The following is a 12,758-nucleotide window of genomic DNA, read 5'->3' as shown; positions in this document are numbered from 1 at the left end:
GTAGCGCCACTTCCAGCCGTGTACCTCTCGGGCTAGGACTGCGAGAAGGCTTCCAGGTCCGTGGGGCTGCCCGCGACGACGATGAGGTCGTGGTGGGTGAGCTCGGTGGCGTCGGCAAGCGGGCGCCACTCCCCCAGCCCCTCCCGGCGCGAGATGAGCTGCACGTGGTGCTGCTCCCACACCTGATTCAGGTTGAGGGGGCGGCTGCTTATCGACGCCGGCGGGGCCATCACCGTCACGCCATAGTCAGCGGCGATCTCCGCGAAGTCCTCGAAGCGCCCGCCCAGAAGGTGCGCCACGCGGCGGCCGGTCTCCCGCTCCGGGCGGATAACGTGGTGGACTCCCAGCTGCCGTAGGATTCGCGCGTGCGCGTCGGAATCCGCCTTGGCCCAGATGTCCTTAATACCTAGCTCCACCAGGTTAGAGGCGGTAAGGATGGAATCCTCGAGGTCCGAGCCGATGGCCACGACGACGCGTTCCACCTCGTCGACGCCCAGCTGGCGCAGGGCCTCCGCATCGGTGGTATCGGCGCTGACCGCTTCGGTGAGGTAGGCCGCGTGCTCGCGCACGAGCTTCTCTTCCGCGTCGATGCCCAGGACTTCCACGCCGTGCTCCATGAGCTCGCGGGCCAGAGAGGAGCCGAAGCGGCCGAGGCCGACGACGACCACCGGCGGGATATTGATGGAGCTCTTCTCGCGCCGCAGGGCGCCAAATAGGTTAGCCAATGAACGGCCTTTCTTCGGGGTAGCGGAAGCGCAGGCTCACCGTGCGCGCGGCCAAAGCCGCCACGAAGGTGGTAGGGCCGACGCGGCCGACGTACATGATGAGGCACAGCATAATCTGCGAGGGCGCCGACAGGCTGGAGGTAATACCGGTGGACAGGCCCACCGTGGCGAAGGCGGACATGACCTCGAAGGTGACCTGGTCCGCGGTGAATTCCGGATCCCACACGCGCAGCGTGGCCACGCCCAGGGCAACGAGGATGATTCCCGCCGCGGTCAGCGCCAAGGCCTGGCGGAACGTGGACAGCGGCACGCACCGGTGGCCAATCGCTGTATCCTCCCGGCCCAGGAACTCCGAGGCCATCGCCGCCACCAGGACGCAGGCGGTGGTGACCTTGATGCCACCGGCGGTACCGGCGGAGCCGCCACCGACGAACATGAGCATGTCTGTGACCATGAGCGTGATGGGATGCGCCTGCCCATAGTCAATGGCGTTAAAACCCGCCGTGCGGGGCGAGGCGCTCATGAAGAACGCGTTGAGCAGGCGCTGTCCCACCGACATGCCACTCAACACCCCGGCGCGCTCCGACAGGAAGAAGAATGCCATGCCGCCGAGGAGCAGGACTGCGGTGGCCGCAAACGTCATCCGGGCCGTGACGGACATGTGGTAGACGCGCGGCTGGCCGCCGCGCCAGCGCGCGATGCGGCCGCGCGCCCGGCGGGCCAGCTCCGCCAGCATGGGGTAGCCCAGGCCGCCAGTGATGAGCGCGGCGGCCAGCGGCAGAAGGATCCAGGCGTCCCCGACGAAGGGCACGAGGTTATCGGAGTAGGTGCTAAACCCCGCGTTGTTGAAGGCGGAGATGGCGTGGAAGACGCCCTCCCACACCGCTTGACCGGCTGGAACGCCGTGGGCGGTGGCCAGGCGGACGGCGATGATGCAGGCCACCACTGCCTCGCAGATGAGCGTCACGGCGAAGGTAAACAGCAGCGTGCGCCGGATACCGCCGGAGACAATGGGGCGCCCCTCGGCCGCGGTGGTGCGGCGCGCCTTGAAGCTGATGCGGCCAGTCAGCAGCATGCCGGACAGGGACGCCAAGCTCATGATGCCCAAGCCGCCCAGCTGGATGAGGACGATGATGACCGTCTGCCCGAAGGGCGTCCAGTAGGAGCCGGTGTCCTCTACGATGAGGCCGGTGAGTGAGACTGCCGACGTCGCCGTGAACAGCGCCGGCAGGAACGGCGTCCACTGCGGCACGTGGGCGGAGATCGGAAGCATGAGCAGGCCGGTGCCCACGAGGATGAGCAGCAGGAAGCCCGCCGCTGTGAGCTGTGCCGGGCCTTGCAGGCGGGGCCGCGAGGAATGACCGCGTTTCACAGGAGGAATCCTAGACCCGCGCAGGCAGGCGGTACAAGGGGTGCGTGCCACACCCAACACCCCCGTAACCTGTGAATATTTATTGTCGCTAATGTAAGGCACGTCACCACGAGGTAGTTTCTTGCTATGACTAATGGAGACACTACTGCCCCCACCCCCAAGGTGGAATGGCGCACGGTAAAGGCAATTCTGGCGGCGTCGAGCGGCAACCTCGTCGAATGGTTTGACTTCTATATTTACGCCTTCTTCAGCGTGTATTTTGCCGATCAGTTCTTTAGCGGCACAGGTGAAACCGGCGCGCTCATGAAGTCCGCCGGCGTGTTCTTTGTGGGCTTCCTCATGCGGCCTATCGGCGGCTACATCTTCGGGCGTATCGCGGACCGCTACGGCCGCAAGCAGTCGATGCTTATCGCCATCATCATGATGTGCGCGGGCTCCCTGCTCTTCGCGGCGTTGCCCACCGCCGCGATGGTGGGTGCGTGGGCGCCGGTGCTCATGCTCATCGTGCGCTGCATCCAGGGCCTGTCCGTCGGCGGCGAGTACGGTGCCACCGCCACCTATATGTCTGAAATCGCCTCTTCTGGGCGCCGCGGTTTCTACTCTTCATTCCAGTACGTCACCCTCATCGGCGGCCAGCTGCTGGCCAGCCTCCTCGCGGTGATCATGACCTCCACTTTGGGTGAGGAAGCCATCACCAACGGCTGGTGGCGCCTACCCTTCGTCATCGGCGCGCTGGCTGCCGTGGTGAGTATGTGGCTGCGCAACGGGCTGGAAGAGACGACGTCGACAAGCGAGCGCAGCGAGGAAGGCGCCGGCACCCTGCGCCAGCTCATGGCGCACCCCCGCTCCTTCTGGGTAGTCCTAGGAATTACCGCCATCGGTTCCCTGACGTTCTACACGTACACCACCTACATGCAGAAGTTCCTCATTAACACCGGCGGTTTTGCCAAGGGTGACGTCGCCCGCACGATGACGGTGTGCCTCTTCGTTTTCATGCTGCTCCAGCCGCTCACCGGCCTGCTCTCGGACAAGATTGGCCGTAAGAACACCATCCTCATCTTCGGCATCGCCTCCACACTGGGTACCATCCCCGCCTTCATGCTGCTCAACCAACAAACCACCTTGCTAGGAGCAGGTGCCGTCATCATTCTGATCTTCGTCTTCGAAAGCGGCTACACCTCTATTTCCGGCATCCTCAAGGCCGAGATGTTCCCCACCTACATCCGCGGCCTTGGCGTCGGCTTCACTTATGCCGTGGGCAACTCTCTCTTCGGCGGCTCGGCTGAGTACGTGGCCCTGGGTCTCAAGAACGCCGGGCACCCGGATGCCTTCCCCGTCTACGTCACCATCATGGCGGCGCTCGGCGTGGTGGCCATGTTCTTCCTGCACGACAGTCGTACGCACTCCACCATCGACAACCCGGAGGGCTCCGCCTACGCAAAGAGACCCGCGCGTTAGCGGGCCTCTCAGTACGTCGTAGCGCTCCAGATCTGCAGTACCGGAATGCTGAAGTGCGGAAAGCTGCTACATCAGCTTGGTCTTCTCCAGCGTTTCCACCCAGCCGTTGGTGAACTTCTCCAGCGGCTTGTGCAGCAGCACGCCCAGCGCCAGCATGGGCAGGACGAACAGGAGCAGGCAGAACAGCGACAGCCAGAAGTCACCGTGGTACGTGCCGGCGATGGCCGCGCGGAAGGCCCGGATGGTGTAGGTGACCGGCAGCCACGGGCTGATGTTCTGGAACCACTGCGGCAGCACCTGCAGCGGGTACGCGCCGCCTGCCGACGACACCTGGATCACCAACATGAGCACCGCCAAGGCCTTGCCGGCGTTCGCAAACGAGACCACAAACGTATAGGCAATGAGCATGAACACCACCGAGCTGAGCCAGCCGGCCAGCAGCATGAGGAACGGGTGGGCAGGCTCGATCCGCACGAAGAAGATCAGGCCCAGGATGAGCATGGTGGACTGCACCAGTCCCACCGCGGCGAAGATGCCGAAGCGGCCAAAGTAACGCTGGATCGGTCCGTACTTGTCCTTGTTGACCACGTCGGTGCGCACGCTCACCGCGGTGAGCAGCGCGCCCACCCACAGGGCCAGCGCGGTGTACATCGGCGTCATGCCCGCACCGAAGCTGGTGACGGGGAACACGGCCTCGCGGTCGATATCCACCGGGGCCGCGATGGCGCTGGCCAGGGCGTCCGGGTCGGAGCCGATGAGATCCGCCAGCTTTTTCAGGTCACCGGATTCCACTGCGGAATCGATGTCCTTCTTCAGGTCACCGAACTCGTTGGCCTTGTTCTGCAGGCTCGCCGCCAGGTTCTGCACGGCGGTCTGGGCATCGGTCAAGGAAGAGGAGTCAATGGTTACCGGCGCATTGATGGTGTCCAGGTCCTGGCCCACCCGGCCCAGGGAATCCTGCAGCGCAGAAATGGATTCCCGCAGGCCGGAGGTGGAGATGCCGTCGATGGACTCCTTTGCCGCGTCGATGCCGGAGAGATCCGGCTTCGTGGGCTCCGGGGCGTTGGCCGCGGCCTCGAGGCGGGAGTGCAGGGCGCGCTCGTTGGCGATGGCGTCCTCGATGCGGCTGAGCGCCTTCTCCTTGTCCGCCGCGGGGATCGGCAGGGCCTCCACGTGGCCGTGCAGGTTCTGGTACTGGGCGATCGTGCCGTCCACCTGGTCCGCCAACGTGTTGAGGGTGGCAACGCGGTCGGCGCGGGAGGCCGAGGCGTCGTCGAAAAGCGCGTCAATGCGTTGGCGCACCACGTCGTAGCTGGCCTTCGTCGCGTCTAGGGACTGCTGCAGCGCATCCGTGGACACGTTGAGGGACGTGGACTGGACCTCCGGGAGCTCCAGGTTGGCGGCGCCAACGATGTTCTCCGCGCTCTCCATGAGCGGGACCGTGGTCTCCACCAGGCCCGCCAGGGAGCGGGCGGTTCGCGCGCCCATGTCCAGCTGGGACTGCACGCCGTCCGCGCGGGCCTGGATGCGGTCCAGGACCGCCTTGGTATCGCCCTGGCTCATGAAATCAGACAGGCCGGCCACGAGGTCGAAGGACACATGGCCCACGGTGCGGGTAAAGGTTTCCGCCACCTGGGCGGACACGCCTTCTGCGCCCTGGTCGGTGATCTTCGGTGCCAGCGCGTTCTTCTTCTCGTTGGTGTACAGTGACAGCCCCGCCGGCTCCGAGCCGTCAGTGTAGAAGGTCATCATGTCATCGCTGAAGTTTTCCGGCAGCACGATGGCGGCGTAGTACTCGCCGGACTTGGTGCCCTCGACGGCCTCGTCGGGGGTGGTGACTACCCAGTCCAGCTGGTCGTTGGCGCGCAGCTGATTGAGCACCTGGTCGCCCACGTTGATGGGCATGGGCAGCAGGTCGCTTTCGTAGCCGGTGTCCTCGCTGGCCACCGCCACCTTGAGCTGGCTGGTGTTGTCGAAAGGATTCCAGCTGGCCAGCACGTTGAACCACGTGAACAGCATGGGGATGACCACCAGGCCGACGAGCATGACGATGCTCATCACGCTGCGGCGTGCCGTGCGGATGTCCTCGAGGAAAAGATCCAGTGTTCCGCGCATTACTTCTCTCCCTCCGTCTCGGCCGGTGCTACCGCAGCCAGATCGTTGTCCTCGTTGCGGGCCGGGTGCTTGATGTCATCCTCATCCAGCGTGAGCAGCTCCGCGGACTGCTTCAGGCTGATGCGCAGGTACTCGAGCGTGACGGCCGCGCCCACAATGAGCAGGCACCACGCGGTCCAGATGCCCAGGAGCAGCGGCTTCTGGGAAGGCAGGAGGCCGGAAACCAAGATGAGGATGATAACCCCCACCACGCCGGCGACGGCGACGAGCTTGAGCCAGTAGCTCCAATCGTGGTCGCGGTGGTCCAGGTCCTGCTTGAGGCCGCTGCGGCTGTCCAGCGCCTGGATGACGTCGGCGATGCGGTAGCCGTTGCCCATGACCTGCACGTTCTCGTAGTCGAAGAGCTCGGTGTCCTTGAGCTCCTTGTTGAACAGCGCGTTGAAGTGGGACAGGGCCTTGCGCAGCAGGAGGCCGCACACGAAGAACAGAAGGAACATGAAGGCCAGCACGCCCATGTACTTGAAGTAGTGGGCGCCGTAGAAGCCGCCGATGGTCTCACGCATGGCGTCGATGCCGTAGGTGAACGGCAGCAGCGGGTAGATGGCGTGGAAGAAGCCCGGCAGCAGCTCGATCGGGTACAGGCCGGATGCGCCCGGGATCTGGATGATGGCCAGCACCACGCACAGGCCGCGGCCGAGGTGGCCCAGGGAGGTCGATAGGGCGTAGATGATACTGAGGTACGCCAGCCCGATGAGCACGCCGGTGACGATGAACGCGGCCGCGTTGACGGTCTGGACACCGATGAGGATGTCGCCCGCCGTCACCACGACGGCCTGAATGACCACCATGGCGGCCATGAGCAGGAAGCGACCCAGGTAGGCCTGGTCCACGGTGACGCGGCGGAAGCCCTCCTTGTCCACCTCAACCTTGAAGATGACCATGAGCACGAAGGCGCCAATCCACAGCGAGAGGTTGGTAAACAGCGCCGCCATAGCGGAGCCGTAGGAGTCCACCGGGTAGACCGTGACCGACTCGACCTCGATGGGCTCGGCGAAGAACTGGCCGATTTCATCCGCATCGAGCCCGGTGACGTTCTGCAGCACCTTGTTGTTCATCGTGGCCTTGAGCGAGCGGACATCACCCTGGATGCTCCTCAGGCTGTCCTGCAGCGCGACCAGGTTGGTGTCGAAGTCCCCCAGCGTGTCCTTGGTGGCGAGCAGCTGTTGGGACACGCCGTCGAGGAGGCCGTCGGCCTCCCGCATGGTTCCCTTCTGTGCTTCCAGGGTGGCGCTGAGCGCGCTCGCGGTGGAGCTCAGGTTGCTCATCGCGCGGTTGATCTCCGGCACGGAGGAGGTCACGGTATCGCGCAGGGTCTGGGACGTGGCCTTGGTATCGGCCGCGGCCTGGTTAATTGCGTCGGAGCTGGACTTCACGGAATCCGCGGCGGCCTGGGTGTCCTTGCTCAGCGCGCCCAGGTTACCCAAGAGGCGACGGTTGGATTCGTTGCCCTCCTCGAGGCGCTGGACGGCGTCGTCAAGCTCCTTCGTGGCCTGCGGGGAGAGCGTGGCGGAGTTGAGCAGCGCCTTGAGCTCGGCGATGGACTGCGCGCTGGCGTCCACGGCACCGTTGGCCTGTTGGGTGGCGTAGTCGAAGCGCTGTCCCGCCTGGTCCAGGCCGGCGGTGAGATCCGCGATGGATTCCTGCGCCTGCGCGGTGCCGTCGGCGACAGCGGTGGCGCCGTTGACGAACGCCGAGGTGGACTGGTCAGTGAAGTCACCGATGCCGCCCTGGGCCTGGTTGACCAGGGAGCTGACCTCGTTGAGCGCGGCTTGGGCGTCGGTCAGCGCGGCCTCCACGTCCGCGACGGTACCCTTGGCCCCGCCCATGGACTGCGAGGCGGTGTCGAGCTTGGCCTGGATGTCCCCCAGCTTGCGGCGGCTATCGTCGATTTTCTGCGCGGTTTCACCGAAGGAGGTGCTGGTGTTGTTCATGGCGCGGGTGATCTTGGTTTCGAACTCCGTGCCGGAGTCCTTCACCTTCTCCGCGGCAACCGTGGCCACCTGCTCCTTGAACGCGGCGGTGATCTGCTTATCCAGACCCTTGGCGCCGGTGTCCGTGATCTTCACGGCGATGGCGTTGTTCTTCTCGTTGACGCGGTAGACCAGCTGCGGTTTGGTGAACGTGCCGTCGAGCATGCTCACGAGGTTCTCGCTGAAGTCCTCCGGGATAGTGACCGCGGCGTAGACGTCCCCCTCATGCAGGGCTTTGTCTGCCTCGTCGGCACCTAAGAACTGCCAGCCCAGCTGGTGGTTATCCTGCAGCTTGTCGACGACTTGTTTACCCACGTCGACGTGACCGGTGAGGTCGTTATTGGCGCCCTTGTCCTCGTTGACGACGGCAACCTTGATGTTCTCGGTATTCCCGTACGGATCACGGAAGGCCGCGATGTTGACCCAGGAGTACATCGCGGGGGTAATGACGAGTCCGATGAGGATGATCCACGCCCTGGGGACGCGGCCAAGCCTGGCTACATCTCTTAAAAATATTTTCCAACTTTGGCGCACTGAAGGGAGTGTACCCTTTACACCCCAATGTCTCTAGCCTGCCGAAATACATAAAGTAATTTAAATGATTAACAATTAAACTTTAATATAGTTTGCCGAATCAAACCCCTGGCTTGACTTGATACGGTTGGAACCTAGACTTCAAGTAGTTGAACTTTTGATACGAAGGTGCTCATGCGCAAGACCTTAATCAGCCTCACCGGCCCCGCCTTCGTTGCCGCGGTGGCCTACGTCGACCCCGGCAACGTGGCCGCCAACATCAGCGCCGGCTCCCGCTACGGCTACCTCCTGGTGTGGGTACTCGTCGTGGCCAACCTCATGGCCATGTTCATCCAGTACCACTCCGCCAAACTGGGCCTGGTCACCCACCGCTCCCTGCCGGAAATCATGGGCGAGCGCCTCCCCCGCCGCGCGCGCCTGGGCATGTGGGCCCAGGCCGAGATCATCGCCGCCGCCACCGACCTCGCCGAGGTCATCGGCGGCGCCATCGCTCTGCAGCTCCTCTTCGATCTCCCGCTGCTCGTGGGCGCGCTCATCATCGGCGCGGTGTCCATTGTTCTCCTTATCTTCCAGAAGAAGAACCAGTGGTTCGAGGGGCTCGTCATCGGCCTGCTCCTGGTCATCTGCATCGGCTTCCTTGCCGGGCTTGCCATCGCCCCGCCCGACCCTGCCGACGTGGCCGCGGGCCTCATCCCCCGCCTAGAGGGCAAGGACAGCATCCTGCTGGCCGCCTCCATGCTGGGTGCCACCGTCATGCCGCACGCCATCTACCTGCACTCCTCCCTGACCAAGCAGCGCTTCCCCGACCTGGAAATCCCCCACGTGCTGGCCGGCACCCGCGCAGACATCGCCGTGGCGCTGTCCATCGCCGGGCTCGTCAACATAGGCCTGCTGGTCCTGGCGGGCTCGGCCCTCTACGGCGTAGACGGCACGGAGACCATCTCCGGGGCGCACGCGGCGATTGCCAGCCACCTCGGCCCGCTGGCCGGCGTTCTCTTCGCCGTCGGCCTGCTGGCCAGCGGCCTCGCCTCGACGTCGGTGGGCGCCTACGCCGGCTCCGAAATCATGGACGGTCTGCTCCACATCAAGGTCCCGCTCCTAGTGCGCCGCCTGGTCACACTCATCCCGGCGCTGGTCATCATCGCCTGCGGGGTCGACCCCACCATGGCGCTGGTGGTCAGCCAGGCGCTTCTTTCCCTGGGCATCCCCTTCGCCATCATCCCGCTTTTCCGCTACGCCGGCTCCCGGGACGTCATGGGTCAGTTCGCCGCAAAACCTTGGTCTATGGCCGTGGGCTGGACGCTTGCCGCTCTGGTCATCGCGCTCAACCTCGCCCTCGTGGTCCTCCCACTGCTCTAGGCCGCCTACAATCGGCAGCCATGATTGAAGTCGCAGCCGTCGTCATCCGCAACGCCGCGGGCCAGGTCCTCACCGTGCGCAAGAAGTCCTCCACCAAGTACCAGCTGCCCGGCGGCAAGCCCGAGGAGGGCGAGGCGCTTGTCGACGCCGCCCTGCGCGAAGTTGCCGAAGAAGTAGGACTCACTCTCGACGCCGAGAGCCTCAACGAGCTCGGCACCTTCGACGCCCCCGCCGCCAACGAGCCGGGCGAGGTCGTCGTGGGCACCATCTTCACCTACGCCCGCGCCGTCACCACCGACGCACCCCACGCCGCCGCCGAAATCGGCGACACCGCCTGGGTCAACCCGGCGCACCCTGACCGCGAGCTTGCGCATCTGTTGCGGGACCGCGTCTTCCCCGCGCTGGCTGGGTAGGTACGTTTTCGTAGATAGCGGCTCGAAGCCACCGGTCTCATCGCCCGTTCCTACGCATCCGTAGCAGCGCACCTCTGCGCCCATTTTCTCGGCTCATCAACATAAAACAGAGGCAGGTCCGCTGAAATACCTACCCCTGTTCAGGCATTTACTTCTTCCCGCTGGGAAGAAACACAAGGAAAATGACCAAAGCTGCTAGAGCAATCGTGACCGCATACGGCCATTGAACATAAACGGAAAGAGACATCAGAATAACGCCAACAGTGGCCAAGATTTTTTCCACATAATTTATTCTCCCTAATTGGCAGATTCTCTTTGGCTGCCTAATAGACAGTTCAGCAACGATCATACGGCAAAGTTCCAATCACGCTACCCTTAGAACCCTCACTGCTTAGCGCAAAGATAATTTATTGAAAACCAACCCGCCGAGAAAGTGCATTAGCTGGAGCGAGAACTGTTGCTGCCGCAATCAGCACCGCCCGGGGCGCACTTTTCTTAGGGCGATACATGCCCTGAGCCCTTTTGCAAGAAGACGGCTGAAAACTCGGAGACCCCTAGAGTTACATGTAGTCGACAAATTTGGTAGCAAAAATGGAAACCGTAGACGAACGTATACACCTCCCCATAATTCATTGCGCGAGCCCGCAGGAAGGCGTATCGTGTTGCGGTTTCCCCTGCAAACATTTAGCCTTCCTAAAACTTCGGTCTATCTGCTACTTCAGTAATTGTCGGCACCATCTTCACCTGCACCCACACCGTCACCGACAACGAACCCCGCGCCGCCGCCGAAATCGGCGACATCGCCTGGATTGACCCGGCACACCCTGACCGCGAGCTTGCCCACCTGCTGCGCGACCGCGTCTTCCCCGCGCTGACCTAGCTGCAATCACCAACACTCTGACGCTATTGACCCTGAAACTGCCAAGCGCTACTCTTTGAACATGTTCACTGAACACGTTCATTCTTCACGTTCGGCCGCCAAAGCTGGCACAGACAGCAAGGTCCTAGCCACCGCCTACGAACTCTTCCTCACCCAGGGCTACGCCACCACCAGCATCCGGACTATCGCATCCGAAGCTGGTGTCAGCGTGGGAACCGTCATGGGAGTCGGCGACAAACAAACGCTGCTCATCCGCACTATTGGCCAACATATTTCAGAACTCCACGACGACATCCGCGGACAATCCGATAGCCTCCTCGACGTCCTGAGACCTTTCCTCCAGATGTTTACTGGCCACGAAGAGCTTTCTCGCGCCTTTGGCGCGGCACTCATCCAACAAGGCAACCAAGGCGAAGCACTCACTGCGCTCAAGACGCTCCTGACAGATGAAATCACCCTGCGCCTTGGCTCCAGACTCAACAACGACGATGCAGCCGAGTACTCCAACCTGCTGTACAACGTCTACCTCGGCTTACTCATCGGCTGGGCCGCGGGCCTCTACGACACCGAACACCTCACATCCCAAGCCGCCTCATCCATCGAACGCCTCAACACCGCATTCGGAGTAACCCAATGATCCTAGAATCCTCCCCCGCTTGGCCCTCCCTGCTACTGACAGCCATTCTGCTTGGCGACGCCGCCCTCTCCCTCAAACCAGTCCCCTTCATCGAAGCCTGCCTCCGCGGCGTCAAACTCCCTCAAAACTGGTGGTGGGCACTCATTGTCATCAAGTGCCTTGCAGCCACAGGACTCATCGCTGGCCTCTGGTTCCCCGGCGTAGGAATTGCAGCCATGGTTGGTGTCATCGCTTATTTCTGCGCGGCCGCAGCAGCCCACGTCCGCGCCCACTTCCTCGGTAGCGCATTCTGGATCAACTGCTTAGGCATGCTCGCGCTCTCAATCGGCGTGCTCATCCTGACGCTCGCACTGAACTAAGACACCAGTCAACCTTTCACGGCTTCCTGAAGGCAGATGCATCATTACACCTCTTGATTGATGACTTGATGCTTTCTATCCTAAAGATATGCGCACCACGATAAACCTCCCCTCCTTCGATTGCGGCGGCCAGCTCTAGTTGATCTCAGCGACAAAGAAGCCGTGTGGGCGGCGCTCGATGATCATTCCTGATGTCAACATTCTCGTTTATGCCTTCCACTCCGCAGCACCACAACATAAACCCGCTCAGCAGTGGTTAAGTGGTGCGCTGAATCGGCATGAAACAATTGGGCTCCTGGATGTTGTGGCAATGGGCTTTCTTCGAGTCATGACGAACCACAAGCTATTTCACAAATCACTTACCGCCCAGCAAGCGCTGACTACACTCCGCACCATTTTAGAAGCCCCAAACGGCACCCTTTTTAGCTCCAGCCCAGGGACCTGGACAACCTTCACTGAATTGGTGCGCTTGCACAAACTTAAAGCCAGCGACATCCCCGATGCCTGGATCGCTGCGACCGTAATAGAAGAAGAAGCAACCCTACTAAGCCAAGATCAGGGCTTCGCCCGCTTCCGAGAGCTGCACTGGCACCCGCTTTCAGATTGACAACAAACGCAGAACCCGAGCCACCGGTGAACGGTGACTAGGGTTCTATAGGTTGAAGCAGCGAAATCAAGCAATTTATACACAAACAAGCCCTCGACTTAAAGCTGACAATACCTCCCGAAACAGGGGCTATTAGCGTCATCAAGGGTAAGAAGACTCCTATAAACGAATGGATTTAACGTCGCCCTTCTTGATGAAAAACAGATCTGAGAGAATCAAGACCAAAGTAAAAAAGGCTACTGCTGTCAATCCTCCGAAGTGCTCGAAGA

At 62.4% G+C, this 12,758-nt stretch carries 10 protein-coding genes; 6 read left to right on the top strand and 4 right to left on the bottom strand.

Annotated elements, in window-relative coordinates; all coding sequences use genetic code 11:
* Positions 1-32 precede the first annotated feature (32 nt).
* Together M5J09_RS05940 and M5J09_RS05935 are read right to left on the bottom strand one after the other, a co-directional pair.
* Entirely contained in the window at positions 33-725 is a 693-nt protein-coding gene (locus M5J09_RS05940) for a TrkA family potassium uptake protein (protein ID WP_042528840.1), read from the bottom strand.
* Complete coding sequence (locus tag M5J09_RS05935; protein WP_257157280.1) at positions 718-2,097, bottom strand: TrkH family potassium uptake protein; 1,380 nt, start codon at positions 2,095-2,097, stop codon at positions 718-720. The genes M5J09_RS05940 and M5J09_RS05935 overlap by 8 nt, the downstream gene beginning before the upstream one ends.
* Before the next feature lie 126 nt (positions 2,098-2,223).
* On the opposite strand from M5J09_RS05935, the gene M5J09_RS05930 reads away from it, so the two are divergent.
* Positions 2,224-3,555 carry an MFS transporter gene (locus M5J09_RS05930; protein ID WP_042528836.1) on the top strand — a complete coding sequence of 444 codons (1,332 nt, stop codon included), beginning with the start codon at positions 2,224-2,226 and terminating at the stop codon, positions 3,553-3,555.
* Between the two features lie 66 nt (positions 3,556-3,621).
* Here M5J09_RS05930 and M5J09_RS05925 read toward each other — a convergent pair whose 3' ends face one another.
* Both M5J09_RS05925 and M5J09_RS13260 read right to left on the bottom strand, forming a co-directional pair.
* Positions 3,622-5,670, bottom strand: coding sequence for a YhgE/Pip domain-containing protein (locus M5J09_RS05925; protein WP_042528834.1), 2,049 nt, complete (start codon positions 5,668-5,670; stop codon positions 3,622-3,624).
* On the bottom strand, positions 5,670-8,234 hold the full coding sequence (locus tag M5J09_RS13260; protein WP_042528832.1) for a YhgE/Pip domain-containing protein: 2,565 nt from the start codon (positions 8,232-8,234) through the stop codon (positions 5,670-5,672). Before M5J09_RS13260 ends, M5J09_RS05925 begins: the two co-directional genes overlap by 1 nt.
* Positions 8,235-8,408: 174 nt before the next feature.
* Between M5J09_RS13260 and M5J09_RS05915 the strand changes: the two genes are divergently transcribed.
* The 5 genes from M5J09_RS05915 (at position 8,409) to M5J09_RS05895 (ending at position 12,489) form a co-directional block, all read left to right on the top strand.
* Positions 8,409-9,593, top strand: a complete 1,185-nt coding sequence (locus M5J09_RS05915; RefSeq protein ID WP_042528830.1) for an Nramp family divalent metal transporter — start codon at positions 8,409-8,411, stop codon at positions 9,591-9,593.
* Positions 9,594-9,613: 20 nt separating this feature from the next.
* Positions 9,614-10,006, top strand: coding sequence for an NUDIX domain-containing protein (locus M5J09_RS05910; protein WP_042528828.1), 393 nt, complete (start codon positions 9,614-9,616; stop codon positions 10,004-10,006).
* A gap of 941 nt (positions 10,007-10,947) precedes the next feature.
* Complete coding sequence (locus M5J09_RS05905; protein ID WP_257157279.1) at positions 10,948-11,523, top strand: TetR/AcrR family transcriptional regulator; 576 nt, start codon at positions 10,948-10,950, stop codon at positions 11,521-11,523.
* The gene (locus M5J09_RS05900) at positions 11,520-11,882 is read left to right on the top strand and encodes a DoxX family protein (RefSeq protein WP_257157278.1); all 363 of its coding nucleotides are present in this window, start codon (positions 11,520-11,522) and stop codon (positions 11,880-11,882) included. Before M5J09_RS05905 ends, M5J09_RS05900 begins: the two co-directional genes overlap by 4 nt.
* 178 nt (positions 11,883-12,060) lie before the next feature.
* Positions 12,061-12,489 carry a TA system VapC family ribonuclease toxin gene (locus M5J09_RS05895; RefSeq protein ID WP_257157277.1) on the top strand — a complete coding sequence of 143 codons (429 nt, stop codon included), beginning with the start codon at positions 12,061-12,063 and terminating at the stop codon, positions 12,487-12,489.
* Positions 12,490-12,758: the final 269 nt, after the last annotated feature.

This window comes from Corynebacterium sp. BF-R-2 (assembly GCF_024586525.1).
GTDB classification, from domain to species: Bacteria; Actinomycetota; Actinomycetes; order Mycobacteriales; family Mycobacteriaceae; genus Corynebacterium; species Corynebacterium singulare.
This window is presented reverse-complemented; position numbering and strand designations above follow the sequence as displayed.